This window comes from Aeromicrobium endophyticum (assembly GCF_003586285.1).
Classification (GTDB): Bacteria; Actinomycetota; Actinomycetes; order Propionibacteriales; family Nocardioidaceae; genus Aeromicrobium; species Aeromicrobium endophyticum.
The window spans coordinates 1,633,383-1,658,476 of record NZ_QUBR01000001.1 but is presented as its reverse complement, the minus strand read 5'-3'; the positions used below and the strand labels follow the sequence as shown (position 1 = coordinate 1,658,476).

General features: G+C 71.6%; 24 protein-coding genes. 8 read left to right on the top strand and 16 right to left on the bottom strand.

From position 1 onward, the window contains the following. Positions 1-2 precede the first annotated feature (2 nt). The 5 genes from DX116_RS08150 to DX116_RS08130 all read left to right on the top strand — a co-directional run bounded on the left by DX116_RS08150 (position 3) and on the right by DX116_RS08130 (position 5,681). Positions 3-452, top strand: coding sequence for an SRPBCC family protein (locus tag DX116_RS08150; protein ID WP_119703614.1), 450 nt, complete (start codon positions 3-5; stop codon positions 450-452). 50 nt (positions 453-502) lie between these two features. Then, positions 503-2,068, top strand: coding sequence for a long-chain-fatty-acid--CoA ligase (locus tag DX116_RS08145; protein ID WP_119703613.1), 1,566 nt, complete (start codon positions 503-505; stop codon positions 2,066-2,068). Positions 2,069-2,199: 131 nt separating this feature from the next. Further along, positions 2,200-3,558, top strand: a complete 1,359-nt coding sequence (locus DX116_RS08140; RefSeq protein ID WP_119703612.1) for a glycoside hydrolase domain-containing protein — start codon at positions 2,200-2,202, stop codon at positions 3,556-3,558. A 58-nt stretch (positions 3,559-3,616) separates the two neighbouring features. Beyond that, positions 3,617-4,936, top strand: a complete 1,320-nt coding sequence (locus DX116_RS08135; RefSeq protein WP_119703611.1) for a glycoside hydrolase domain-containing protein — start codon at positions 3,617-3,619, stop codon at positions 4,934-4,936. A gap of 19 nt (positions 4,937-4,955) precedes the next feature. Then, complete coding sequence (locus tag DX116_RS08130; protein ID WP_119703610.1) at positions 4,956-5,681, top strand: glycerophosphodiester phosphodiesterase; 726 nt, start codon at positions 4,956-4,958, stop codon at positions 5,679-5,681. A 16-nt stretch (positions 5,682-5,697) separates the two neighbouring features. On the opposite strand, the gene DX116_RS08125 is transcribed toward DX116_RS08130, so the two are convergent. The 3 genes from DX116_RS08125 to DX116_RS08115 are packed head-to-tail and all read right to left on the bottom strand — an operon-like array spanning position 5,698 to position 9,482. Beyond that, positions 5,698-6,060 carry a sterol carrier family protein gene (locus DX116_RS08125; protein ID WP_233556603.1) on the bottom strand — a complete coding sequence of 121 codons (363 nt, stop codon included), beginning with the start codon at positions 6,058-6,060 and terminating at the stop codon, positions 5,698-5,700. A 1-nt stretch (position 6,061) separates the two neighbouring features. Next, entirely contained in the window at positions 6,062-8,347 is a 2,286-nt protein-coding gene (gene purL, locus DX116_RS08120) for a phosphoribosylformylglycinamidine synthase subunit PurL (protein WP_199715959.1), read from the bottom strand. A gap of 55 nt (positions 8,348-8,402) precedes the next feature. Then, positions 8,403-9,482: an NADH:flavin oxidoreductase/NADH oxidase gene (locus DX116_RS08115; protein ID WP_119703608.1), complete on the bottom strand. Its 1,080-nt coding sequence runs from the start codon at positions 9,480-9,482 to the stop codon at positions 8,403-8,405. Positions 9,483-9,638: 156 nt separating this feature from the next. Here DX116_RS08115 and DX116_RS08110 point away from each other — a divergent pair, with 156 nt between their 5' ends. Beyond that, complete coding sequence (locus DX116_RS08110; RefSeq protein WP_119703607.1) at positions 9,639-11,999, top strand: hypothetical protein; 2,361 nt, start codon at positions 9,639-9,641, stop codon at positions 11,997-11,999. Between the two features lie 12 nt (positions 12,000-12,011). Here the strand turns inward: DX116_RS08110 and DX116_RS08105 are convergent, their stop codons facing one another. Continuing rightward, entirely contained in the window at positions 12,012-12,647 is a 636-nt protein-coding gene (locus tag DX116_RS08105; RefSeq protein ID WP_147393623.1) for a hypothetical protein, read from the bottom strand. A 51-nt stretch (positions 12,648-12,698) separates the two neighbouring features. Here DX116_RS08105 and DX116_RS08100 point away from each other — a divergent pair, with 51 nt between their 5' ends. Further along, positions 12,699-13,526 carry a DMT family transporter gene (locus DX116_RS08100; protein ID WP_119703605.1) on the top strand — a complete coding sequence of 276 codons (828 nt, stop codon included), beginning with the start codon at positions 12,699-12,701 and terminating at the stop codon, positions 13,524-13,526. Between the two features lie 169 nt (positions 13,527-13,695). Here the strand turns inward: DX116_RS08100 and DX116_RS08095 are convergent, their stop codons facing one another. Genes DX116_RS08095 through DX116_RS08080 form a run of 4 tightly spaced genes read right to left on the bottom strand, consistent with a single transcriptional unit; the run spans position 13,696 to position 18,264 of the window. Then, complete coding sequence (locus DX116_RS08095) at positions 13,696-14,556, bottom strand: Fpg/Nei family DNA glycosylase (RefSeq protein WP_119703604.1); 861 nt, start codon at positions 14,554-14,556, stop codon at positions 13,696-13,698. Positions 14,557-14,563: 7 nt separating this feature from the next. Then, the gene (locus tag DX116_RS08090) at positions 14,564-15,655 is read right to left on the bottom strand and encodes an alpha/beta fold hydrolase (protein WP_119703603.1); all 1,092 of its coding nucleotides are present in this window, start codon (positions 15,653-15,655) and stop codon (positions 14,564-14,566) included. 37 nt (positions 15,656-15,692) lie between these two features. Next, entirely contained in the window at positions 15,693-17,018 is a 1,326-nt protein-coding gene (locus tag DX116_RS08085) for a cation:proton antiporter (RefSeq protein WP_233556602.1), read from the bottom strand. Between the two features lie 28 nt (positions 17,019-17,046). Next, positions 17,047-18,264 carry an Nramp family divalent metal transporter gene (locus tag DX116_RS08080; RefSeq protein WP_199715958.1) on the bottom strand — a complete coding sequence of 406 codons (1,218 nt, stop codon included), beginning with the start codon at positions 18,262-18,264 and terminating at the stop codon, positions 17,047-17,049. 78 nt (positions 18,265-18,342) lie between these two features. Between DX116_RS08080 and DX116_RS08075 the strand changes: the two genes are divergently transcribed. Next, entirely contained in the window at positions 18,343-18,765 is a 423-nt protein-coding gene (locus DX116_RS08075; RefSeq protein WP_147393622.1) for a hypothetical protein, read from the top strand. Positions 18,766-18,846: 81 nt separating this feature from the next. On the opposite strand, the gene DX116_RS08070 is transcribed toward DX116_RS08075, so the two are convergent. The 8 genes from DX116_RS08070 to DX116_RS08035 all read right to left on the bottom strand — a co-directional run bounded on the left by DX116_RS08070 (position 18,847) and on the right by DX116_RS08035 (position 25,055). Then, entirely contained in the window at positions 18,847-20,223 is a 1,377-nt protein-coding gene (locus tag DX116_RS08070; protein WP_199715957.1) for a DEAD/DEAH box helicase, read from the bottom strand. 198 nt (positions 20,224-20,421) lie between these two features. Further along, positions 20,422-20,700 (bottom strand): GNAT family N-acetyltransferase, encoded by a 279-nt coding sequence (locus DX116_RS08065; RefSeq protein ID WP_119703600.1) that lies wholly within the window; start codon positions 20,698-20,700, stop codon positions 20,422-20,424. 14 nt (positions 20,701-20,714) lie between these two features. After that, complete coding sequence (locus DX116_RS08060) at positions 20,715-20,933, bottom strand: SCO4848 family membrane protein (RefSeq protein WP_119703599.1); 219 nt, start codon at positions 20,931-20,933, stop codon at positions 20,715-20,717. Between the two features lie 100 nt (positions 20,934-21,033). Then, positions 21,034-21,708, bottom strand: coding sequence for a phosphoribosylformylglycinamidine synthase subunit PurQ (gene purQ, locus DX116_RS08055; protein WP_119703598.1), 675 nt, complete (start codon positions 21,706-21,708; stop codon positions 21,034-21,036). Then, a complete protein-coding gene (gene purS, locus DX116_RS08050) occupies positions 21,708-21,950 on the bottom strand; it encodes a phosphoribosylformylglycinamidine synthase subunit PurS (RefSeq protein WP_119703597.1) in 243 nt (80 codons plus the stop codon). Before purS ends, purQ begins: the two co-directional genes overlap by 1 nt. A gap of 177 nt (positions 21,951-22,127) precedes the next feature. Further along, positions 22,128-23,684 carry a long-chain-fatty-acid--CoA ligase gene (locus DX116_RS08045; RefSeq protein ID WP_119703596.1) on the bottom strand — a complete coding sequence of 519 codons (1,557 nt, stop codon included), beginning with the start codon at positions 23,682-23,684 and terminating at the stop codon, positions 22,128-22,130. A gap of 69 nt (positions 23,685-23,753) precedes the next feature. After that, positions 23,754-24,659, bottom strand: coding sequence for a phosphoribosylaminoimidazolesuccinocarboxamide synthase (locus DX116_RS08040; RefSeq protein ID WP_119703595.1), 906 nt, complete (start codon positions 24,657-24,659; stop codon positions 23,754-23,756). 9 nt (positions 24,660-24,668) lie between these two features. Continuing rightward, positions 24,669-25,055, bottom strand: coding sequence for a DUF3592 domain-containing protein (locus tag DX116_RS08035; RefSeq protein WP_119703594.1), 387 nt, complete (start codon positions 25,053-25,055; stop codon positions 24,669-24,671). Positions 25,056-25,094: the final 39 nt, after the last annotated feature.

Genomic DNA, 25,094 nt, shown 5'->3' with positions numbered 1-25,094 from the left:
GGATGGACTCCGACACGATCACCGTCGAGCGCACGATCGCCGCTCCCCCCGCCGAGGTCTTCTCCCTGCTGTCCGACGCCGCCAAGCACGTCGAGTTCGACGGCTCGGGCACGGTGCGCGGCACCCGTCAGGCGTCCAAGCCGCTGACGCTGGGCACCCGCTTCGGCATGGCGATGCACATGGGGCTGGGCTACCGGACGTCCAACACCGTGGTCGAGTTCGAGCAGGACCGGCGCATCGCCTGGAAGACGACGGGCCTCAAGGGCATCGTCGGCGGCCGCATCTGGCGCTACGAGCTGCAGCCCGTCGACGGCGGCACGCTCGTCAAGGAGACCTGGGACGTCTCGCAGGACCGCCAGAAGTTCTTCCTCAAGCGCAGCAAGATGCCCGCCGCGGCCAAGAACGGCATGCGCAGGACGCTCGAGCGCATCGCCGAGACCCTCGAGCGCTGACCCGAGCCGGGCTAGGGTGATGTGAGCCACGACACACCCCAGGAGTCCGCATGACGTCCGCGATCCCCGCCGCCACCTACCTGCCCGACTTCCTGGCCGCCCGCGCGACCGAGCGTCCCGACGCCCCGTGCTGGCTCTTCGACGGGCGCACCTGGAGCTGGGCCGAGGCCGATGCGTCGGTGCACCAGGCGGCGGGCGCCCTGCGCGCCGAGGGCGTCGGCGCGGGCGACCGCGTGGCGATCCTCGACAAGAACAGCCCGGCGATCCTGCAGGTGCTCCTCGGCGGTTGCCTCGTCGGCGCCGCCACCACCGTCGTCAACTGGCGTCTCGCGGGCGACGAGCTCGACTACGTCGTCAACGACTGCCGGGCCAAGGTGCTGTTCGTCGGCCACCAGCTCCTCGACCAGCTGGCCCTCGTGCGAGACCGGCTCGAGCACGTCGAGAAGGTCGTCGTGGTCGGCGGGGCGGACGACGAGCTGGAGGCCTGGCTGGCGTCGGCGACCCCGATCGACCGGCAGGACGACGTGACGCCCGACGACGTCTGCGTCGTGATGTACAGCTCGGGCACGACCGGACGTCCCAAGGGCGTCCAGCTCACCCAGGCCGCGATGGTCGAGCACAGCCTGAACGGCGGCGGCAGCATCACCTACGCCGACGGCGACATGATGCTCGTGGCGATGCCGATGTTCCACGTCGGCGGCACCTCGTACGCGCTGCTGGGGCCGGTCAACGGCGTACCGGGCTACATCGTCAGCGAGGTCGACGCGACGCTGATGGCCGGCGGCATCATGGCGGGCTGCACGCACGCCTTCCTCGTGCCGGCCGTGGTGGCCGCCCTCGTCGCTGCGGGACCGCAGGCGATGCAGCTCTTCGGACGGCTCAAGGCCGTCGGCTACGGAGCCGCGCCGATGCCACCGCCGGTGCTGCGAGCCGCCATGGCGGCGTGGCCCGACACCTCCTTCCAACAGGTGTACGGCATGACCGAGTTCGGCGGTGTCATCACGCTGCTCGAGGACGCCGCGCATCGCGACGCCGAGCACCCCGAGCGCCTGACGTCGGCCGGTCGGCCGGTCTGGCACGCCGAGATGCGCATCGTCGACCCGATCACCCTCCAGGACGTCCCGGCCGGCGCCTCGGGCGAGATCTGGTTCCGCACGCCCCAGGCCACGATCGGCTACATCGGGCGTCCCGATGACACCGCGGCACTCATCACCGACGACGGCTGGGTGCGCACCGGCGACCTCGGACGCGTCGACGACGGCGGCTTCCTGTTCATCGAGGACCGCCTGAAGGACATGATCATCACGGGCGGCGAGAACGTCTACTCCCCCGAGGTCGAGCGCGTGCTGGCCGAGCACCCCGCCGTCGCCGAGATCGCGATCATCGGCGTCCCCGACGACCGCTGGGGCGAGACGGTCAAGGCCGTCGTGGCCTTCAGGCCGGGGCTCTCAGCGACGTCCGACGAGCTGATCGCCTTCGCCCGGCAGCGACTGGCCGGCTACAAGGTGCCGACCTCGATCGACGTCGTGGAGGCACTGCCGCGCAATCCCTCGGGCAAGGTGTTGAAGCGCGACCTGCGCAAGCCCTACTGGGGGGACGCCGCGCGCCAGGTGTGAACGCGGCCCCGGTCATCCAGGGGTGGGACCGGGGCCGCGATGCCTCAGAGCGTAGCGGGCGACGTCACACGCGTCCCGCAGGCCACACGCGTTTCTATGACATCACCCGACCCAGGACGTACCCTCGGTCCATGCGTCTGGTGCCCGGTCTTCCCCCCACGGCCTCCCGTTCATCCCGTCCGTCCCGCGCCTCGCGGCTCACGATCGGCGGCCTCGTCGCCGGTCTGGCCGCATCGCTCCTGCTGGCCTCCCCGGCGCGCGCCGACGGGCCGGAGGCACCGGGCGACTTCACCGGCCACGGCTTCGACACGTGCATGGCGCCGAGCCAGTCGGTCATGGACACCTGGAACCTGACGTCGCCGTTCAGCGCGATCGGCATCTACGTGTCGGGCAACTCGCGCTACTGCGGCGACAAGTACCAGCCCAACCTCACGGCCGCCTGGGTCTCGCGCAACGCCGACCGCGGCTGGAAGTTCATGCCGATCCACGTGGGTCGTCAGGTGCCGTGCTTCAAGAACAACCCCAAGAGCCGCGTGCAGAAGAAGAAGATGTCGACCACCGTCGTCGCGGCACGGGCCGAGGCCGTCGCCGAGGCCAACGAGACCGTCGCCGCCCTGGTCAAGTACGGCTTCGGCCCCGGCAGCGTCTCGTACCTCGACATCGAGTGGTACGCCCGCAGCGCGGCGTGCGACAACCTGCTGCTCGAGTTCGTCGACGCGTGGACCGAGCAGCTGCACGCCCAGGGCTACCAGTCGGGGCTGTACTCGAGCGGCTCCGCGGCGATCAAGGTCGTCGACGAGGCACGGCTCGCCGGACGGCCGGGCATGTCGCTGCCCGACCAGATGTGGAACGCCTGGGTCAACAAGAAGGCCGACACCAAGGGCGGGCCGTACCTGTCCGACAGCGGCTGGGCCAACCACCAGCGCATCCACCAGTACCACAACGGCGTCAACGTGACCTACGGCAAGAAGACGCTCAACATCGACAAGAACTTCCTCGACGTCGGACGCGGCTCGGTCGCGTCGACGCGGTCGACCCCGTGCGGCGTCAACATCACCTTCGCGAAGTACCCGACGCTGAAGGTCGGCGCGAACCGCCCTGAGGTCGCCGCGCTCGAGTGCCTGCTGAAGAAGCAGGGCCTCATCACGCAGGTCGACACCCGTTACACCAGCGCCACCGCCAAGGCCGTCGACCGGTTCCGTGCCAAGAAGCACTGGGCCAGGAACGGCGTGACGACCCGCGCGACCTGGACCGCCCTGCTCGCGGCAGGGTCGCGACCGCGCGTGCTCAAGCAGGGCTCCGTCGGCGAGCCGGTGTGGCGCCTGCAGCGCGCCCTGACCGCCGCCGGCCTGGCCCCCGGCACGAGCGGCGTCTACGACGCCAGGACCGTCCGCGCCGTGCAGAAGTACCGCAAGGCACGCAAGCTCGCGGGCTGGACGACGACCGAGTCGACCGTCTGGGCCCAGCTGCGACGCGGCAAGACCGCCTGACCGCCGGCGCGCGGCGGGCAGGGTGACAGACACCCTGGCACGCCGTAGCCTCGAGCCCATGCGTCTGACGTCCCTGCCCTCGGCACGACTCCCGATCATGGCCCTGGCGGCCGGACTGGTGGCGTCGCTGCTGCTGTCGTCGCCGGCGAGTGCGGCCCGCCCAGCCGCGCCCGGCGGCTTCACCGGCCACGGCTTCGACACCTGCGTCGCGCCCGACCAGGCGACGATGGACCTCTGGAACCTCACATCGCCCTACAGCGTCGTGGGCATCTACGTGTCGGGGTCGTCCCGCTACTGCGGCGACGCCCAGCAGCCCAACCTCAGCAAGCAGTGGGTCGCTCAGAACGCCGCCAACGGCTGGCGGTTCCTGCCCATCCACGTCGGCCGCCAGGCGCCGTGCTTCGTCAACAACCCCTCGAGCCGCGTGCAGAAGCAGCTCATGTCGCGCAGCGCCAAGACGGCTCGCAGCCAGGCACGCAGCGAGGCCAAGGAGACCATCGCCGCTCTCAAGAAGTACGGCTTCGCCAAGCACAGCACCTCGTACCTCGACATCGAGAACTACCCGCGGTCGAGCTCGTGCGACCGCATCGTGCTCGAGTTCGTCGACGCGTGGACCGAGTACCTGCACGCCAAGGGCTACAGGTCCGGGCTGTACGGCAGCGGGTCGTCCGCGATCCAGGCCGTCGACCAGGCCCGCCGCTCGAACCGCCGCGGCTTCACCGAGCCCGACCAGATGTGGCTGGCGTGGGGCAACGGCCGCGCCGACACCAAGGGCGGGCCCTACCTGTCGAACAGCGGCTGGAAGCGTCAGCGCCTGCACCAGTACCAGCTCGACGTCACCGCGACCTACGGCGGCGTGCCCCTCACGATCGACAAGAACTACCTCGACGTCGGCCAGGGCTCCAGGGCGACGAAGGAGTCCAAGCCCTGTGGAGCCACGCAGACGTTCACGCGCTACCGCACGCTCAAGCCGGGCTCGAAGGGCCCGCAGATCAAGGCTCTCGAGTGCGTGCTGAAGCGCCGCGGCTTCCTGTCGTCGGTCGACTCGCACTACCGCACCGGCACGGCCCGCGCGGTCTCGGCGTTCCAGACGTCGATGGGCTGGGCGCCCACCGGCACCGTCACCCGATCGACGTGGACCGCCCTGCTCTCGAGCGGCCGCAGCCCTCGCGTCCTCAAGGTCGGCTCGGTCGGCTCGCCGGTCTGGCGCCTGCAGCGCTCGCTGCGCGCGGCCGGCGGACAGCTCAAGGTCTCGGGTGTCTACGACACCGCCACCGCCCGCACCGTGCGCAGCTACCGCGCCGCCCGCGGGCTGCCGGCCTACCCCACCGCCGACGCCGCCGTGTGGGCCGAGCTGCAGCGCGGACAGACCCTCTAGCCTGCGGCACGGCACGGCCATGGCGATGATCTCGGCCCACCGCGGTGGGGCGGGCCACCTCCGCAGCTCGGAGAACACGGTCGAGGCCTTCGAGGCCGCGATCGCCCTGGGCTGCGACTACGTCGAGCTCGACGTGCGGCTGACCGCCGACGGCACGGCACTCGTCGCCCACCGCGACGAGGTGGTGGTCGACAGCGACAGGTACTCGCTCTCGGCGCACCGCCTCGACGAGCTGAGCGGCAGCCCGGTGGTGACGCTCGACGCCGTGCTGGCACTCGTGCGCGGGCGCATCAAGGCGCACATCGACCTCAAGGTGCGCGGTCGCGAGACCGAGGTGGTGGCGCAGGTCGTCGGCGTCCTCGGCGTCGACGCCGTGGTGATCACCACGGCGGAGGACGCGGCGGTCAGGGAGATCATCACGTGGTCGCGCGAGCACGCGCCGGGCCTGCTGGTCGGCCTGTCGTCCAGCCCCCGCTCGTCGCACGGGCGGTGGGACCGACGGCTCGCTCTCCTGCAGGCGGCCTTCCCACGCACCCGCGTCCGCCGGAGCCGCGCCAACGTCGTGGTGTCGCACAAGACGTTGGCGCGCCTGACCCTGCGCCGCTATGCGCGCCGGCGCGGCCTGCCCCTGCTCGTCTGGACGGTCGATCGTCCGGACGAGCTCGCGCGGTGGATGAACGACCGCCACACCTGGATGGTGACGACCAACCATCCCGCCCGCGCCATCACCGCCCGCCGTCCCTAGCCCCGTCCCCCGGGGGTCAGGCCTCGTCGAGGGGAAGCAGCGGGGAGAGGTCGGACCGCTCGCCGGACGCCCGCACCGTGGCGTCGGCCCAGGCCAGACGCCCGCGGCCCAGCGCGATCCACGTCGGGGCGTCCATCTCGACGACGGCGGGCGGCGTGCCCCGCGTGTGCCGGGATCCCTGGATGACCTGCACCGCCGCGAACGGCGGGATGCGGACCTCGACGCTCGCCCCCGGCGCCTTGGCCACCAGCAGGGCCGCCAGGTGCTTCGTCGCGGCCTTCAGGTCGGCCCGCGTCGGATCACCGGCGTCGATCCGCTCGCAGATCTGCGCGAACTCGCCGGGCGGCAGGGCGGCGTAGCGCGCCATCGTGCCGGCCATGTCAGGCCAGGTGGGCGCCGAGCACGGCCGGCAGCGTGGCCTGCCAGGCGGCCTTGAGCTCGGCGACGGGGACGCTCAGCTGGCCGGCGACCTCGATCGCGTCGCCACCCGTGCGGCCGACCGACGCCAGCTCGACACCGTGCTTCTCGGCGAGGTCGACGAGCTCGTCGTGACGGTCCTCGGCGACGACGACCATCGCCCGCGCCGACGACTCGCTGAACAGCTCGACGAACGGCTGCTCGAGGTCGACCGTGACGCCGACGCCGTGGCGGAACGACGCCTCGGCGAGAGCCATCGCCAGACCGCCGTCGGACAGGTCGTGCGCCGACTCGACCACGCCGGCCTTGGCGGCCTCGACCATCAGGTCGGCGAGCGCGCACTCGGCCGCGAGGTCGACGACCGGCGGGCGACCGCCCAGGTGCCCGTGGACGACGTCGGCCCACGTCGAGCCCGAGAGCTCGTCGCGGGTCTCGCCCAGCACCAGCACGTGGCTGCCCTCGCGGGTGAAGCCCTGCGTGATGCGCTGGCGCACGTCGTCGATGACGCCGAGCACGCCGACGACGGGCGTCGGGAGGATCGGCGTGTCGCCCGTCTGGTTGTAGAACGAGACGTTGCCGCCCGTGACGGGGATGCCGAGCACGGCGCAGGCGTCCTTCAGACCGTGCGTGGCCTGCTCGAACTGCCACATCACGTCGGGGTTCTCGGGCGAGCCGAAGTTGAGGCAGTCGGTGACCGCCAGCGGCAGCGCACCCGTGACGGCGACGTTGCGGTACGACTCGGCCAGCGCGAGCTGCGCGCCGACGTACGGGTCGAGCTTGGCGAAGCGTCCGTTGCAGTCGGTCGAGACCGCGACGCCCAGGTTGGTCCGGTCGTCGATGCGGATGACGCCGGCGTCCTCGGGCTGGGCGAGCACCGTGTTGCCCTGCACGTAGCGGTCGTACTGGTCGGTGACCCACGACTTGTCGGCCATGTTGGGTGAGCTGACGACCGCGAGCAGCTGCTCGGCGAGCTCGTCGCCGGAGACCGGACGGGCGAGCGCCTCGGCGGGGTCGGCCTGCAGGGCGTCCTGCCACGACGGGCGCGCGTACGGACGGTCGTAGGTCGGGCCGTCGTGCGCGACGGAGCGCGGCGGGACGTCGACGACGGTCTCGCCGTGCCAGTCGATGACGAGGTGGTCGCCGTCGGTGACCTCGCCGACCACGACGGCCTCGACGTCCCACTTGTCGCAGATCGCCATGAACGCGTCGAGGTGCTGCGGCTCGACGACGGCCATCATGCGCTCCTGCGACTCGCTCATGAGGATCTCCTCGGGCGAGAGCGTCGAGTCGCGCAGGGGGACGGTGTCGAGCTCGACGTGCATGCCGCCGCTGCCCGCCGAGGCCAGCTCGCTCGTGGCGCACGAGAGACCCGCACCGCCGAGGTCCTGGATGCCGTTGACGACCTGCGCACGGAACAGCTCGAGCGTGCACTCGATCAGCAGCTTCTCCATGAACGGGTCGCCGACCTGGACGGCCGGACGCTTGGACGGGCCGGTCGACTCGAAGGTCTCGGACGCGAGGACCGACACGCCGCCGATGCCGTCGCCGCCGGTGCGCGCGCCGTAGAGCACGACCTTGTTGCCGACACCCGACGCGAACGCCAGGTGCAGGTCTTCGTGGCGCAGCACGCCGACGCACAGCGCGTTGACCAAGGGATTGCCGACGTAGGTCTCGTCGAAGACGACCTCGCCGCCGATGTTGGGCAGGCCGAGGCAGTTGCCGTAGCCGCCGACGCCGGCCACGATGCCGGGCAGGACGCGCGCGGTGTCGGGGGCGTCGAGCGGGCCGAAGCGCAGCGGGTCCATGACGGCGACCGGGCGGGCGCCCATCGCGAGGATGTCGCGGACGATGCCGCCGACGCCGGTCGCGGCCCCCTGGTAGGGCTCGACGTAGGACGGGTGGTTGTGCGACTCGACCTTGAACGTGACGGCGTAGCCCTGGCCGATGTCGATGACGCCGGCGTTCTCGCCGATGCCGGCGAGGGTCTTGCCGAGCGGCGTCTCCTGCGGCAGGTCGCCGAACTTCTTGAGGTGCACCTTCGACGACTTGTACGAGCAGTGCTCGCTCCACATCACGGAGTACATCGCCAGCTCGGCGCCCGTGGGACGACGTCCGAGGATCTGCCGGATCGTGTCGTACTCGTCGGGCTTCAACCCGAGCTCGGCCCACGGCTGGGCCTGGTCGGGGTTGCTGGTGGCGCGGGCCACCGTGTCGAGGGCCGGCCGGACGGGGCTGGGGGCGTCAGTCACGCCCCTGATCCTATCGGTCCGCGCGCGGCCCCAGACGCCAGCGAGGTGCGGCCGGTCACCGCCAGGCGCCGCGGGCGTGCTGGGGCGGGTACGGCGCGTCCTTGACCGGGACGCCGAGCTCGTGGGCGGCGCGCAACGGCCAGCCCGGCTCGCGGATGGCCGCCCGGGCCAGCATCACGGCGTCGGCCGCGCCGTCGGTCAGCACCTGCTCGGCCTGCTCGGGCTCGGTGATGAGCCCGACCGCGACGACCGGCAGCCCGCTCGCACGACGCACCGCCGCGGCGAAGGGCACCTGGTAGCCCGGGCCGACGTCGATCTGCTGGTGGGCGACCAGCCCTCCCGACGACACGTCGACCAGGTCGACGCCGTGATCCTTCAGCCGCTCGGCGAGCCGACCGGTCTGCTCGACGTCCCAGCCGCCGTCGGCCCAGTCGGTGGCCGAGAACCGGACGAACAGCGGCTTGTGGTCGGGCCACACCGCGCGGACGGCGTCGACCACCTCGACCACGAGGCGCGTGCGTCCGTCGAACGACCCGCCGTACTGGTCGGTGCGCCGGTTCGACAGCGGCGAGACGAACTGGTGCAGCAGGTAACCGTGCGCCGCGTGGATCTCGACGACCTCGAAGCCCGCCTCGTCGGCACGCCGGGCGGCCTCGGCGAAGGCCTGCGGCACCGCCTCGACCTCGGCGGTCGTCAGTTCGCGCGGGACGTCGTAGCCCTCGTAGGCCACCGCCGTCGGCCCGACCGGCTCCCACCCGCCGTCGTCGACCGGGACCGTCCCGGCCTGCCCGCTCAGGCCGTACGTCGACGCCTTGCGGCCGGCATGGGCGAGCTGCATCGCGGGCACCGCCCCCTGCTCGCGGACGAAGTCGGCGATGCGGCGCCACGACGCGACGTGATCGTCCGACCAGATGCCGACGTCCTCGGGGCTGATGCGACCTTCCGGCACCACTGCGGTCGCCTCGGTCATGACCAGGCCGAAGCCACCGGTCGCGTGCTGGCCGAGGTTGACCAGGTGCCAGTCGGTGGGCATCCCGTCGCGGGCGAAGGCGCTGTACTGGCACATCGCGGCGAGCCAGGCACGATTGCGCGCGGTCGTCCCGCGCAGGGTCAGGGGTTCGAAGAGCTGGGGCACGCAGGGGTGAACCTCCGGCGGGCCCCGAGCATTCCGGTGCCACCGCGCGACGAACCGTCACAGCATCGATGTCAGGGACAGCGCGCCTCCTTCCACCGCCCCCGTTGTTCGCACTATCGTGGGCACGCCAAGGGGTTATCAGAGGAGAGCTGAGCCGTGCTCGAGGCCGATCGACCGACGCATCCCCCGTGGCCTCCGCTGTTCTCGTCCGCCTTCGTCGAGCAGACGCGCTCGCGTCTGCACCGACGCCGGGTGCTGGTGATCACCGGCACGTCCACCGGCGCCCGCGAGCGGCTGGCCGCCGACGTCGCCGGCCTGATCGACCGCCCGTCGCCCCATCGCCACGTCGCCCGCGCCGGCGACGACGCTCGCCCCTACTTCGCGGTGGGCCAGCTGTGGCTCGGCGAGCACCCTGCCGCCGACGACGACCTCGACGACGTCGAGCACCTGATCCGTCAGCGGCTCGACCAGCGCGACCGACCCGCCTCGGTCGTGCTGATCGGAGCCGACCAGTGCGACGCCCAGAGCGTCGAGGTGCTGTTGCGCCTGGCCGAGTCCGACGACCTGCGCCTCGTGACGACCGCCGCGCCGGACGCCCGCGCGACGCTCGAGTGGCTGGGCCAGGTCGGTGACGTCGTGGAGGTCGGCCCGCTCGACGTCGACACGCTTGACGAGAAGCTGCAACAGAGGTTCGCCGCGCGCCCCGACGCAGCCGTGACCGAGCTCGTGCACCGCCGCAGCGGCGGGTCGTACGAGCTCGTCCAACGTTTCGTCGACGCATCGGTCGCGTCCGGGCTCATCGTCGTCCGCGACGATGCCCTGACGCTCGAGGCCACCGTCCCGGTGCCCGGCTCCGACGCGCAGACCGACGCGTCGCGCCGAGACGCCCTCGACGTCTCGGCGCTGCTCGGTCGGGTCGACGCCGACGAGGCGCGCGCGTCGTTCGGACGCGCGACCGTCGACGACGCCGTCGCCCGCGGGGTCCTCTCCGAGTCCGACGGCACCCTGCGCTTCGTCTTCGCGGTCGAGGGCACGGCGATCCGGCGCGCGATGACCCTCGATCGACAGCGTGAGCTCCACGACCGGTACTCGGCCGAGCTCACGCGCACGATCACGCTGCCCGGGGTCGCTCCCCGCGTCGCCGACTGGTGGCTGGCCACCGGTCACCTGCTGCCGGTCGAGCTCGCAGCGCGCGCCGCCCGCGAGGCCAATCTCGAGACCCGGTTCCGCAGGGCGCTGGTCTACTCCGACTCGGCGAGCAACCAGGAGCACCGCACCATCGCCCCGGTCGAGCGCGGCTACGCGCTGCTCGAGCTCGGAGACAGCGGCGACTTCCACGAGATGTTCGTCGGGGTCGACCCCGACGAGCTGACCGAGGACGAGCTCTTCGCCTACATCCGGGCCGCCCAGGTGCTCGACGACGAGAACGAGCGCGATCAGCTCGTCCGCCGGGCGATCGAGCACGACGATCCTGCTGTGCGCAGGCGGCGCGACGCCATCCGCACGCTCGCCGAGCTCGTGCACCAGACCTTCACCCGCGGCGGCGACCGGGTCGCCAGCCGCTTGCGCGCGCTCGCCTTCTCCGACCAGCTGTCCCCCGGCAACCGTGCGGTGACCTTCACCGCCCTGTCAGGTGCTCTGTTCAGCGTGGGGCGACCCGTCCAGGCCGTCGAGTCGTCCGAGTTCGCCCTCAGCAGCCTGCTCGGCAGCGGCGAGCCCATCAGCGCCTTCCACCTCGACGGCAGCCGCGAGATGCTGATCGCCGCGCACGTCGCGGCCCTCGACCTCGACGGTGCGGAGCGCGCGCTCGAGGCGTACTCGGCCGGGCCCTTCGGCACCGGCGGCGGACGTCTCACGCTGGCGCTGCAAGCCCGGGTCTGGATGCAGCACGGCCGCCTCGACGACGCCCTCGACAGCGCGCTGCAGGCCTTGAACGACATGGGGCCCAACGATCCGCGCCACCTGCGCGGGTGGGTCGAGGCGATGGCGGCCGAGTGCCTCGTCCACCTCGACCGCGCGCCCGAGGCACGGGCGGCCCTCGCGGCCGCGGCACGCCACCCGTCCCTCATGCCGGAGACCGATCTGGCGCGCCGCATCACGATGGCCGGCGCCCACGACGCCATGGCCGAGCCCGAGGTGGCCCTCGAGATCCTCAACGACGCGTTCGAGGAGGCCAGCTCCCGTGGGCTGCTCCAGGCCGCGATCGAGGCCGCAGGCGCCGGGGTGCTGATCGGCGGCCCCCCGCAGCTGGCACGGCTGCTCGAGGTCGTGGACGACCTGGTCGACCCGGCCGGCCGGCCTCTGGTCTGGCAGCGGTTCGCCCGAGCCACCCACGCCTACGACATCGACTCCATCGTGCGGATCGCGATCGAGCTCGAGGCGAAGGAGGCCCGCCTGATGGCCGCCGGGGTGGCACAGTTCGTGCTCGACATGGCACGCCGCGCCACCGACCTCGATGACGGCACGCGGGCCCACCTGGCTGACCTGGCCGACCTGTCGGGGCGTCTCGCGCGCTGAGGGCGTCGAGCGTCAGAGCGCGCCGGCGACCGTCCCGATCAGCGAGAACAGGGCGACCACGATCGACACCGGCACGAGCCACAGGGCCGCGACCGCGATCGTGATCGTCGTGCCGATCTTCGGCGGGCCGAAGTAGCGGGCTCGCGGCAGGTCGCCGATCTCGTCGATCCAGCGGCCGCTCAGCTGCGTGCCCTGCCACAGGCCGCGGAGCCGTCCCATCACGCGCCATCCGCCCGAGGTGCCGGCCACCTGCGTCAGCACGCCCCGGGCCTCGTCGACCTTGCCCGTCATCGTCAGCATCACGGCCAGCTCGGTCGCGAGCCGGTCGGGATCGTCGACGGCCCGCAGGATGCGGCCGCGCCGAGCCCAGAAGAACGCGTTGACGCCGGCCAGGACGATGCCGGCGACGAGCACCACGATGCCGACCGCACCGTCGGCCAGCAGGCCGAGCACCAGCGTCGCGGCGATGAACGGCACCGACAGGGCCCCGACGACCGCGGTGGGGATGCGCAGCACCCGCACCGCCACGGTGATCACCTGCGCCGCACGCCCGGCCACCTCGGTCGCGCGTCCGTCGACCCGTGACGCGAAGTCGTTGATGGCGGCATTGGCCTGCGAGCCAAGGGCTCCTGATCTGCGGAATCTCACGGACCCAGCCTAGCGACGACGCCGCAGCCCCTCGGCCCGTACGCTCGGCGGGTGGCCATCGTCCTGTCGCTCGTCTCGGCTCTCGCGTACGGCGTCTCGGACTTCCTCGGCGGCATCTTCGCCAAGCGGGTCTCGCCCTGGCAGGTGGCCGTCGTGGGGCAGACGTCGTCGGGCGTGCTGAGCCTGGTCGCCGCCGTGGTCGTGGGCGGATCCCCGACGACCCACGACCTCGTGTTCGGGGCCCTGGCCGGCCTCGGCGGCGGCTTCGGCGCCGCATTCCTCTACCGCGGCCTGTCGACCGCTCGGATGGGCGTGGTCGCGCCCATCTCGGCCATCGGCACGGCGCTGATCCCGGTCGCGGTGGGCGTCGCGACCGGCGACCGTCCGTCGACCACCGTCGTGGCCGGCATCGTGCTGGCCTTCCCCGCGATCGCCCTGATCTCCCGTGTCGTCGACGACGATCCCTCGCACCGCGGTGGGGTGCTGGACGGCGTGCTGGCGGGCGGCGGCTTCGGCCTGCTGTTCGTCTTCCTCGGCCAGATCGGCGACGACGCCGGCCTGATGCCGCTCGCGTTCTCGCAGATCACGTCGATCGCGAGCGTCGTCGTGACGGCGACGGTGCTGCGACAGGCCTGGCTCCCCCGCAGCCGCGCGGCCTGGTCAGCGGTCGTGATGGGGCCGCTCGGCGCCACCGCGCAGGGAGCCTTCCTGTACGCGTCGCAGCACGGCCTGCTGTCCGTCGTGTCGGTGATCTCGTCGCTCTACCCGGCCAGCACGGTGCTGCTGGCGGCCGTCGTGCTGCGCGAGAAGATCCTCCGCTGGCAAGCCGCAGGCCTCATCACCGCGGCGCTGGCCGTCGCCTTGGTAGCCGCCGGCTAGAACCCGACCCGGCGAACCCGGGCTAGCAACGCAGCCACTGGCCAAGCGAGCGCCAGCTGGGGGCACCTCCCGCGAGCGCTAGCGAGTGGGGGCGCGCAGGCAAGCGCCCGTGCGAAGCACGGCCGCTGCGAGGCACGAGCAGCGGGAGCGGCGACGAAGGAGCCGCGCGCTACTTGAGGAACTTGCTCGTCGTGCGGTCCTTGAGGGGCTTGCCGCCGGTCTGGCAGGTCGGGCAGTACTGCAGCGCCGACTGCGCGTAGGTCACCTCGAGCACCGTGTCCCCGCAGACCGGGCAGACCTCTCCGGCCCGCCCGTGCACGCGCATGCGGGTGCGCTTGTCGTCCTTGAGCTCGTCGGCCGGCTTGCCGCGCGCCTCGTCGACCGCCTCGCGCAGGATGTGCTGCACGGCCTCCTCGAGACGCGCGACCTCGTCGTCGTCGAGGGCCTCGGCGATCGCGAACGGCGACAGCTTGGCCGCGTGGAGGATCTCGTCGCTGTAGGCGTTGCCCACGCCGGCGATGATCTTCTGGTCGCGCAGCAGCCGCTTGACCTGCATGCGCCGGCCCAGCAGCGGGCGCAGCTCGAAGCCGTCCGCGAGGGGGTCGGGGCCGAGCGCGGCGATGCCGGGCACGTCGGTGGGCGTCGCGACGACGTACATCGCCAGGCCCTTGCGCGTGCCCGCCTCGGTGACGTCGAAGCCGACCGTCGGGCCGTCGCCGCGATCGAGCCGCACCCGCGCCGCGATGTTGCTGGCGCCCAGCTTGAGCCGGGTGTCGGGCAACGAGTCGGACCACCGCAGCCAGCCCGCCTTGGCCAGGTGCACCACGACGTGGAGGCCGCTGACGTCGATGTCGATGAACTTGCCGTGGCGCGTGACGCCCGAGACCTCGAGCCCCTCGAGGGCGGACGCCGGCGGGTCGAAGGTCTTGAGCACGGCGAACGACGCGAGCTCGACGGCGGCGACGACCGCGCCGGTCATCTGGTCGTCGAGGAACTCCACCAGCGCATTGACCTCGGGCAGCTCGGGCATGGGTCCATCATCCCCCAGCCGTCGCCGGGACGACAGGGTCGTGCTGCCGGAAGAAGACCTCCATCGCCGGCCAGGTCGTGCGGCGTGCCGCGCGTCCGGTCAGCACACCGAGGTGTCCGCCCGGCGCGCGCACGAGCCGTCCGTCGGGCGAGCCCGTGACGAGGTCGAGCAGGTGGTGCACGGCGGGCTCGGGAGCCAGGGTGTCGCCCGTGCCGGCGACCACCAGCACGGGGACGTCGATCCGCGCCAGCTCGACGGGACGCCCCGCGAGCTCCATGGTGCCGGTCGCGAACTCGTTGCTGCGCATCACGACGTGGTACAGCTGCCCGAACGTGCGCCCCGGGTAGGCGTACATCGACGCCATGAACCGGTCGACCGCCTCGAGCTGCGCCAGGAAGTCGCGATCGTCCGCGTGCACCACCATCGCGACCGGCTTGGTGAGGTACTTGTCGAGGCTCGACACCTGGAAGCCCAGGCGCGTCAGCGGCGCCGGGACGCCGCCCAGCGCACGGTAGGCCGGCCCGACGAGGGGCCCGGCCACGCGGTCGATCGGACGCGCGAGGGCCAGCAGCGGCACCTGGCGCAGGTCGAACGGGCTGGCCACGGCCGTCACCGAGGCCAGTGGCAGCTCGGGGTGGGCGGCGGCCGTGAAAACCGTGAAGATGCCGCCGAGGCTCCAGCCCGCCAGGTGCACCGAGGCGGCACCGGAGTGAGCGACGACCAGCTCGACGGCGGCGGGCACGACCGAGTCGACCCAGTGCTCGATGCCGAGGCCCCGGTGCGCGAAGCTGACCGGTCCGTAGTCGACCAGGTAGACCGGCCGACCCTGGTGCACGAAGTACTCGACCAGGCTGCACCCGCGGCGCAGGTCGAAGGCCAGGGCCGGCGCCGCCAGCGGCGGGACGAGCAGCACCGGGCGTCCCTGCTGCTCGATGCCGGCGACCGGGTCGTAGCGGTAGAGCGTGAACGACGCGCGCTGCTCGACGACCTCGCGGGGCATGCCGCGCAGGTCGGCGATCGGCCGGCGGCGCAGCTTGTCGGTCAGGTTGGTGCGGGCCGCCCCCAGCCGTCGAGGGAGCCCGGGTGTCGGGAGTGCCACCCCGCGAGTGTGGCAGAGGCGCCTGCGCGTCGCCCGGTCAGCGCGCCGCGGCGGCCGTGCGGTGGTCGTCGAGCCAGCGCATCACCGGCGTGGCCGTGATCCCGTGCAGCACGACCGAGACCGCGATGACGAACGCGACCGTCGACCACAGGGTGTCGGCACGCTCGAAGTGCTCGTGCCCCGTCGCGTAGGCGAGGTAGTAGATCGATCCGATCCCGCGGATGCCGAAGAACGCCGTCGCGAGCCGCTCGCGGGGGCCGAGCCCCTCGCCGTCCACCTCGTGCTTGCGTCGCGCCCCGACCCTCAGCGCGATCCAGGCCGTGACGGGACGCACCACCAGCAGCAGCACGACGCCCACCGCCGCGCCCCGCCAGCTGAGGGAGTCGAGCAGGCCGCCGGAGATCGCGACGCCCAGCAGCAGCAGCACCACCAGCGTCAGGAGCCGCTCGAGCCGTTCGATGACCTGGTGCATGAGTGCGTGGTACTCGGCGGTGCGCTCCATCGACCGCAGCGTCATGGCGCAGGCGAACACCGCGAGGAACCCGTACCCGTGCGCCACCTGCGCGAGGCCGTACGACAGCAGCACGGCGGCGATCGCCAGCAACGGCTCGCCCGTCTCGGCCGTCCGGATCGAGGGTCGTCGAGAGCGGAACGCGACCCTGGCCAACGCCCAGCCGGACGCCATCCCGATGGCGACGCCGACGACGACCTTGCCGAGCAGGTCCCACGCCACCCACTGGACGCCCCAGTCGGCCAGCGAGCCCGCGCCGACGACGAGGATCGCGAGGTGCACGAACGGGAAGGCCAGCCCGTCGTTCATCCCGGCCTCCGACGTGAGGGCGAACCGCACCTCGTCGTGCTCGTCGATCTCGGTCTCGTCGTCCTCGTCGGTCGTCGGTCCCTCCACCTGGACGTCGGAGGCCAGCACGGGGTCGGTCGGCGCCAGCGCGGCACCGAGCAGGATCGCCGATGCCGGGGCCAGGCCCATGACCCACCAGCCGAGCCATGCCGTGGCGGCGATCGACAGCGGCATCGCGACGAGCAGCAGCCGCCACGTCGTGCCCCAGCGTCGCCACGATCCCCAGGCGCGGATGTTGAGCGGACGGTCGAGTGCCAGCCCGACGCCCATCAGCGAGATGATGACCGTGAACTCGGTGAGGTGCTCGATGACCTCGCGATCGTCCCCGGGGGTGAGCCGCACCGCCTCGGGCAGCGGCAGCAGGCCCATCAGCGCACCCAGGCCGAGCAGCACGACGGGCGCCGAGAGCGCGGCCGAGCGCAGGGCCACCGGCAGCACCACCGCGAGCAGCAGGGCGATGCCGGCCAGCAGGTAGACGAAGTCAGCATCGATCAGGTGGGCCACCTGCCACCAGTACCCGTTGGTTGAAGTCTCAACCCATGAAGGTCAGCCACAGCAGCGAGACGTTGAGCGCGATCACGATCGCGGCGACGACGCCCGCGGCGGCCGTCGTCGCACGGGAGTTGACGTGCTCACCCATCACGTCGCGCCGAGCGGTCAGCACCATCAGCGGCACCAGCGCGAACGGGATGCCGATCGACAGGACGACCTGCGACACGACCAGGGCCCGACTGGGCTCGGCACCGAGGGCCAGCACCACGAGGGCCGGGATCAGCGTGACGACCCGGCGCAGCAGCACGGGCAGCCGGATGCCCAGCAGCCCGTGCATGACCTCGGCCCCGGCCGCGCTGCCGACCGACGTCGACGCCAGGCCCGAGCCCAGCAGGGCCACCGCGAACAGCAGCGCGACCCCCGCCCCGAGCTCGGAGCCCACGACGCGGTGGACGCCCTCGAGCGTGTCGGTGTCGCTCAGGCCGTCGAGGCTCGTGGCCGCCACGACGAGCAGCGACAGGTTGAGGACGCCGGCCAGCACCAAGGCCAGCACCACGTCGGTGCGCGTGGCCGACAACAGCTCGCGGACGCTGTGGCCGTCCCCGCGCGCACCCAGGCGGGTGGTCGTCAGGCTCGAGTGCAGGTAGATGACGTGCGGCATGACCGTCGCGCCGATGATCCCCGAGGCGAGCAGCACGCTCTCGGACCCCTCGAAGGTCGGGACGAGTCCGTGGGCCAAGGGGCCCGCCGCCGGTGGGTCGATGAACAGCCCGGCCATGAAGCCGACCGCGATCAGCGCGAGGAATCCCATGATGACCCGCTCGAGCGCGCTCTGGCCCCGCAGGTCGCCGATGCGCAGGATCAGCATCGCGACGCCGGCGGTGATGATCGCGCCGGCCACGAGCGGCAGGTCGAACAGCAGGTTGAGCGCGATCGCGCCGCCCACGACCTCGGCGAGGTCGGTCGCCACGGCGATCGACTCGGCCTGCAGCCAGAAGGCGATGCGCGGACCTCGCGGCAGCCGCTCGCCCACGTGGGTCGCCAACGACCTGCCCGTCACCATGCCGAGCTTGGCCGAGAGGTACTGCACCAGGACGGCCATCACGTTGGCCATCACGACGACCCACACCAGCGTGTATCCGAATCGCGATCCCGCCGTCACGTTGGTCGCGACGTTGCCGGGGTCGACGTACGCGACGGCCGCGACGAAGGCCGGACCGAGCAGGCCTAGCCGGGGTCGGCCGACACGGGTGAGCATGGCCCTCAGCATCCACCATAACGGGGGCAGGGCTGGGCCGAGGTCACCTGGAGGACGTCGATGTCATACGGTCCCGTCATGGCCATCATGATCCGCGACAAGATCACCGAGAACTCCCAGAAGTACCTCCACCCCGGCGAGACCGTCTCGGCCGTCCTGGTGGGGCAGCGCATCAGCGGGTGGTGGGGGGCACTGACCTACCTGTGGGTGTTCTGGAACCGCTTCGAGGCCGTCGTCGTCACCCCGCAGCGCATCCTCGTGCTCGACTGCGGCAAGTGGACGATGGGCACTCCCCGCAAGGTGCTGCGCGAGCTGCCGCGCGCCACGCGCATCGGACCGGCCCACGGCCTCTGGTGGAAGTGCACGACGCTCGGCGAGAAGCTGTACATCCACAAGCGCTTCCACAAGGACGTCGCGCTGGCCGACGCCATGCTGGCTCCCGCGCCTCCTGCACCGCCCGCGCCTCCCGCTCCCCCGGCCCCGCCCGCTCCCCCGGCCTGACCGACCACGAACGACGAAACGGCACCACTCCCGGGCGTACCGGGGTGGTGCCGTTCGTCGGTCCATGACCTCGGGCGAGACCTACGAGGACGAGTAGACGGTGCGCGATCCGCCGGATCCGCCGCTGCCGCCGGTGCGACGACGTCCGCCGCCTCCGCCACGGTTGCCGCCGCCCTGGGGACGTCCGCCGCCGTTGCCGCGGAACCCACCCTGGGGGCGGCCTCCGCCACGGTTGCCGCCGCCGTTGCCGCCACCTGAGCGTGCACCCTGGCGGACGCTCGAGGCGTGCGGCGCCTCGGTGCCGGCGCCCGACAGCGCGTCGACCGTCATGGGCGACGGTGCCGTGCGGGCGTCGTGGTGACGTGCCGTGACGCCGGCCTTGTTCTGCAGCTGGATGACGTCGCGCAGCGCCTCGGGCGTCGTCATCGTGACGACGGCTCCCGACTCGCCGGCGCGAGCCGTGCGGCCCGAGCGGTGCTGGTAGGCCTTGTGCTCGGCCGGGGCGTCGTAGTGCACGACCAGGCCGATGCCGTCGACGTGGATGCCGCGCGCAGCGACGTCCGTGGCGACGATGACGCTGGCGCGGCCGCTGCTGAACGCCTCGAGGTTGCGCTCACGGTGACGCTGCGAGAGGTCGCCGTGCATGTCGACGGCCTCGATGCCGTTCTGCGTCAGCTGCTTGGCCAGACGCATGGCGCCGCGACGCGTGCGGGTGAACACGATGCTGCGCGGGTTGGCGCGCAGCAGGTCGAACGCGGCCTTCGACTTCTCGGTGGCGGCGCTGACCAGCACGTGGTGCTCCATGGTCTCGACCGTGCTCTCGCCGGAGTCGACCTCGTGCAGCACGTGCTGCGGCAGGTGGCGCTTGACGAGCTTGTTGACGTCGCCGTCGAGCGTCGCCGACAGCAGCAGCCGCTGGCTGCGCTCGGGCGTCTTGGCGAGGATCGCGTCGATCGGCTTGTAGAAGCCGAGGTCGCACAGGTGGTCGGCCTCGTCGAGGACCGTGATCTCGATGTCGTCGAGCGTCATGCAGCGACGATCGAGCAGATCGGTCAGGCGACCGGGGGTCGCGATGACCACGTCGACGCCGTTCTTGAGCGTGTTGATCTGCTTGTTGATCGGCACGCCGCCGTAGACCGTCGTGAGGCGCAGGCCCATCTTCTGGGCGAGCGGCTCCATCGCGGCGCGGACCTGCGTGGCCAGCTCGCGCGTGGGCAGCAGGATCAGCGCGCGGGGAGCGCGCGGACGGCTGGTGCGTCCGGCCAGGCGGGCCAGGACCGGCAGGCCGAAGGCCAAGGTCTTGCCCGAACCCGTGCGGGCGCGGCCGAGGACGTTCTTGCCGGCCAGGGCGTCGGGGATGACGGCCATCTGGACGGGGCTCGGGTTGACGATCTCCTGGCGCGCGAGCGCCGTGACGATCGGCTGGGGAAGGGAAAGGGTGGAGAAGGTGGGCAGCACAGCGCTGCCGTCAGGCTGATTCAAGGAACTCACAGACGTTCGGGACGATGCCCGCTAAACCATTTCACGCGGGATCGCGCTACTTCGTCGGGCCGGAACAGCGCAGAATTGCGCGTTCACGTGTTCTCAGACTACCAGTCGGGTGCCCAGCCGGACGATTCGTCGGGCTGTGACCCGGGACTCAGGCGACCGGCTCGCTCAGGCGAGCAGGTCGGCGTACTCGGGGTGCTTGACCACGAACTGCGCCACGTAGGGGCACTCGGCCACGATCTTCTTGCCACGGGAGCGGATGTCGTCGAGCGCCCCGGTGACGAGCTGGCTCGCCAGGCCCTGGCCCTCGAACTCGTCGAAGATCTTGGTGTGCGGCATCGTGACGACCTCGCCGTCCTCGAGCGCCTGGGTGAGGCCGGCGAAGACACCGTCGACGTGGATCTCATAGCGCTGCTTCTCGACGTGGTGGGTCACGGTGTTGGTCATGCCGGGTGCAACGCTCAGAGCAGGGCGGCGATTCCCACGACGCCGGTCGCCAGGCCCAGCGTCAGCGAGACGGCCACCAGCACGACGTGCACCGTCAGGAACGCCGTGGCCTTGCCGGCCTCGTCGCGCGCCCGCGGGTCCTTGACCACCCGGCGCAGGAACTGGGGCCACACGACGAAGTTCCAGACTCCGGCGACGATCAGCAGGACGGAGACGGCGACGGGAAGATCCATGCCCCCATCCTCCCAGCCATCCCCGAGAGCGGTGCGCAGGCGTCCACCTCAGGCGTCGCGCTGGACGCTGGCGCACCGCCCCGAGGTGCCGCCGAACGGCTCAGGACCTCGCGAGCAGGGAGGTCAGGGCCGACGTGAAGAGGCCGAGGCCGTCGGTGCCAGGACCGGTGAGGTCCTCGACGGCGTGCTCGGGGTGGGGCATGAGGCCCACGACGTTGCCGCGCTCGTTGGTGATGCCCGCGATGTCGCGCAGCGAGCCGTTGGGGTTGACGTCGACGTAGCGGAAGACGACCTGCCCCTCGCCCTCGATGCGGTCGAGCGTGGCGGCGTCGGCGACGAAGCCGCCCTCGCCGTTCTTGAGCGGCACCGTGATCTGCTGGCCCTCGGCGTAGTCCGACGTCCACGCCGTCGACGTGTTCTCGACCTGGAGCACCTGGTCGCGGCAGATGAAGGTGCGGTGGTCGTTGCGGATCAGCGCGCCGGGCAGCAGGTGCGACTCGCACAGGATCTGGAAGCCGTTGCAGATGCCCAGCACCGGCATGCCGCCGTGGGCCGCGGCCACGACCTCGGTCATGACCGGGGCGAAGCGGGCGATCGCGCCGCAGCGCAGGTAGTCGCCGTACGAGAAGCCACCCGGCAGGACGACGGCGTCGACGCCCTTGAGGTCGTGGTCGCCGTGCCACAGCGCGACCGGCTCACCCCCGGCGATGCGGACCGCCCGCTGCGCGTCGACGTCGTCGAGCGAACCCGGGAACGTGACGACGCCGATCTTCATCAGGCGTCCACCCGCACGGAGTAGTCCTCGATCACAGGGTTCGACAGCAGCGTCTCGGCCAGCTGGTGCACCTCGGCGAGCGTCGCCTCGTCGGCCGAATCGACCTCGAGCTCGAACCGCTTGCCCTGACGGACGTCGGTGACGGCGTTGAAGCCGAGGCGCGGCAGGGCGCCGTGGACGGCCTTGCCCTGCGGGTCGAGGATCTCGGGCTTCGGCATGACATCGACGATGACGCGGGGCATGCCGCAAGCCTACTGGACCGCCGACGAGAGACTTACCGTCCCTCGGCGAGAGAGTCGCGAACGCTGACGAGAGGGTTATGGCCCCTCGACGAGGCTGGCGACTCGTGAGTCGCCAGCCTCTCGAACGCTCCTCGAGGGGCCATGACCCGCTCCTCAGCCGCTCTCGTGGCCTTCGGCCTAGGAGAGCTCGCGCTTGAGGATCTTGCCGGTCGAGGTCATGGGCAGCTCGTCCATGAACTGGATCATGCGGGGGTACTTGTAGGCCGCGAGCTGCTCCTTGCCCCAGGCGACGAGGTCGGCCTCGGTGACGTCGTCGTGGCCGGCGTTCTTGACCACGACGGCCTTGATCTCCTCGCCGTGCTGGTCGTTGGGGACGCCGATGACCGCGACCAGCGAGACCGCCGGGTGCGTCATGAGAACTTCCTCGATCTCGCGCGGGTAGACGTTGTAGCCGCCGCGGATGATCATGTCCTTGCTGCGGTCGACGATGTAGTAGAAGCCGTCGTCGTCGATCTTGGCCAGGTCGCCCGAGCGGAACCAGCCGTCGTGGATCGCCTCGGCCGTGGCCTCGGGGCGGTCGTAGTAGCCCTTCATGACGTTGTGGCCCTTGATCGCGATCTCGCCGACGGCATCGGGGCCGGGCTCGACGTCGCTCCAGTCGTCGTTGATGAGCTTCATCTCGACGCCGGGGATCGGCTTGCCGATCGAGCCGACGCGCGGCTCCTGCCCGAACACGCTGAACGAGGCGACCGGGGAGGTCTCCGAGAGGCCGTAGCCCTCGAGGATCGTGACGCCGAACCGCTCCTTGAACTGCTTGTGGATCTCGCCCGGCAGCGCCGAGCCGCCCGCCGCGGCCACGCGGAGGTTGGCCGCCAGGGTCTTGACGTCGACGCTCTCGTCGAGGGCCGCGAGCAGTCCCCAGTACATCGTCGGGACGCCGGCGAAGTACGACACCTCGTTGGCGATCATCAGGTCGAGCGCGGCCTTGGCCTCGAAGCGCGGCAGCATCACGATCGTTCCGCCGAACGCGAAGGCGCCGTTCTGGATGCAGGTCTGGCCGAACGAGTGGAACAGGGGCAGCACGCACAGGTACGTGTCGGGGTTGGTCTCGTCGGCGCCGAACAGGTCGGTGCCGGCCAGCGCGTTGTCGCGCATGTTGCGGTGGCGAAGCTCGGCACCCTTGGGCTGGCCCGTCGTGCCGGACGTGTAGAGGATGACCGCGGTGTCGTCGTCGTCGACCTCGACCGTCTCGAACGTCGTGGGCTGCTCGGCGACCAGCGGTGCGAAGTACTCCGGCGGGCTGATCGGCGCGGGCCACTTGGCATCCATGCGGATCAGGAAGAACTCGGAGCAGGTGTCGGTGGCCTCGAAGCCCTCCCACGCGTTCTCGCCGATCGGCAGGTCGGGCGTGCCCTCGAAGGCGAAGTAGGCCTTCGCGTCGGAGTCGGCCAGGTGGTAGGCCACCTCGCGCGGCTTGAGCAGGACGTTGAGGGGCACGACGGTGCCGCCGGCCTTGAGGATGCCGTAGTAGACGATCGTGAAGTAGGGCAGGTTCGGGCACGACAGCGCGACCTTGTCGCCGGGCTGGATGCCGCGGGCGACCAGCAGGTTGGCCACCTGGTTCGCGGCAGCGTCGACCTGGGCGTAGGTCAGCCGCGTGTCGCCGAAGACGATCGCGGTGCGGTCGGCGAACTTCTCGACCGAGTTCTCCAGCAGGGCGGCAAGATTGGCCACTTCGACTCCTCAGGTGTGACGACGGTCTCTCCAGACTACTGGTGAGTCACATCGGGGCTCGGCCCAGTGTCAGAAGATCTCGCCGGTCAGGCGCTCGTAGGCCTGGACGTAGCGCTCGCGGGTGCTGGCGACGATCTCGGCGGGCAGCGCCGGCGGCTGCGTGTTGCTCGCGCGGTCCCAGCCACTCTCGGCCGAGAGCAGCCAGTTGCGCACGAACTGCTTGTCGAACGACGGCGGGGTGGGACGCCCCGGGGCGTAGTCGTCGGCCGGCCAGAAGCGGGACGAGTCGGGGGTCAGCACCTCGTCGGCCAGCACGATCGTCCCGTCGGCGCGGGCGCCGAACTCGAGCTTGGTGTCGGCCAGGATGATGCCCCGCTCGCGGGCTACCTGCTCGGCGCGCGAGTAGATGCGCAGCGTCAGGTCGCGCAGGGCCTCGGCGGACTCGGTGCCGATCGCCTCGACGACGTGGTCGAACGAGACGTTCTCGTCGTGCTCGCCGAGCTCGGCCTTGGTGGCGGGCGTGAAGATCGGCGCGGGCAGTCGGTCGCCGTCGACCAGACCGGCCGGCAGCGGGACGCCGCAGACCTCACCGGTCGCCTGGTAGTCGAGCAGCCCCGACCCCGTGAGGTAGCCGCGGGCGACGCACTCGACGGGGAACATCTCGAGCTTCTCGACCACGAGCGCGCGGCCGCGCACGGCGTCGGGCACGGTCGTCGAGACGACGTGGTTGGGCACGAGGTCGGCCAGCTGGTCGAACCACCACAGCGACATGCGCGTCAGGATCTCGCCCTTGTCGGGGATGCCCGGCTCGAGGATGAAGTCGAAGGCGGAGATGCGGTCGGACGCCACCATCAGCAGGTGCTCGCCCCCTGAGCCTGTCGCCTCGCCCCCTGAGCCTGTCGAAGGGGCAAGCTCGTAGAGGTCGCGGACCTTGCCCGAGTGCAGGTGGGTGGCTCCGGGGATGTCGAGTGGCACGCCGACAGCCTAGAGCAGGACCACCGCGAGGACGGCACCCATGACCAGCAGCACCGCACCGGTGGCGACGAGGATCGCGACCAGGCGGACGGCCTCCTGCTCGGTCACGTCGAGACGCGCGCGGCGGGGGTCGGCCGGGTCGAGCAGTACCGTCACCTCGTCGCCGACGGCGAACGGCGTCGCGAGCGGGCCGGGCACGCGCAGCCGCCGGCCGTCCGGGATGCGGTACTCGATGCGCGGGGGCACCGCCACGCCGTCGCCGGCGTCGATGACGGTGCCCTGCACGCGGCGCCAGTCGGTCGGGACCTGACCGAGCGACCTGCGCCGTCGCAGGCCCCACCACACGAGCCAGCCGCCGACCAGCAGCAGCCCGAACGGGAACAGGGAGATCGACACGCCTCGAGCCTAGGCCCGGCGCGACGCCGCCGCAGACCG

Coding starts and splice junctions, on each gene's coding strand:
- DX116_RS08150 (WP_119703614.1), top strand. CDS start 3: ATGGACTCCGACACGATCACCGTCGAGCGCACGATCGCCGCTCCCCCC.
- DX116_RS08060 (WP_119703599.1), bottom strand. CDS start 20,933: ATGGATCTTCCCGTCGCCGTCTCCGTCCTGCTGATCGTCGCCGGAGTC.
- DX116_RS08135 (WP_119703611.1), top strand. CDS start 3,617: ATGCGTCTGACGTCCCTGCCCTCGGCACGACTCCCGATCATGGCCCTG.
- DX116_RS08075 (WP_147393622.1), top strand. CDS start 18,343: ATGGCCATCATGATCCGCGACAAGATCACCGAGAACTCCCAGAAGTAC.
- DX116_RS08080 (WP_199715958.1), bottom strand. CDS start 18,264: ATGCTCACCCGTGTCGGCCGACCCCGGCTAGGCCTGCTCGGTCCGGCC.
- DX116_RS08140 (WP_119703612.1), top strand. CDS start 2,200: ATGCGTCTGGTGCCCGGTCTTCCCCCCACGGCCTCCCGTTCATCCCGT.
- purQ (WP_119703598.1), bottom strand. CDS start 21,708: ATGAAGATCGGCGTCGTCACGTTCCCGGGTTCGCTCGACGACGTCGAC.
- DX116_RS08145 (WP_119703613.1), top strand. CDS start 503: ATGACGTCCGCGATCCCCGCCGCCACCTACCTGCCCGACTTCCTGGCC.
- purS (WP_119703597.1), bottom strand. CDS start 21,950: ATGCCCCGCGTCATCGTCGATGTCATGCCGAAGCCCGAGATCCTCGAC.
- DX116_RS08125 (WP_233556603.1), bottom strand. CDS start 6,060: ATGGCCGGCACGATGGCGCGCTACGCCGCCCTGCCGCCCGGCGAGTTC.
- DX116_RS08130 (WP_119703610.1), top strand. CDS start 4,956: ATGGCGATGATCTCGGCCCACCGCGGTGGGGCGGGCCACCTCCGCAGC.
- DX116_RS08095 (WP_119703604.1), bottom strand. CDS start 14,556: ATGCCCGAGCTGCCCGAGGTCAATGCGCTGGTGGAGTTCCTCGACGAC.
- DX116_RS08065 (WP_119703600.1), bottom strand. CDS start 20,700: ATGACCAACACCGTGACCCACCACGTCGAGAAGCAGCGCTATGAGATC.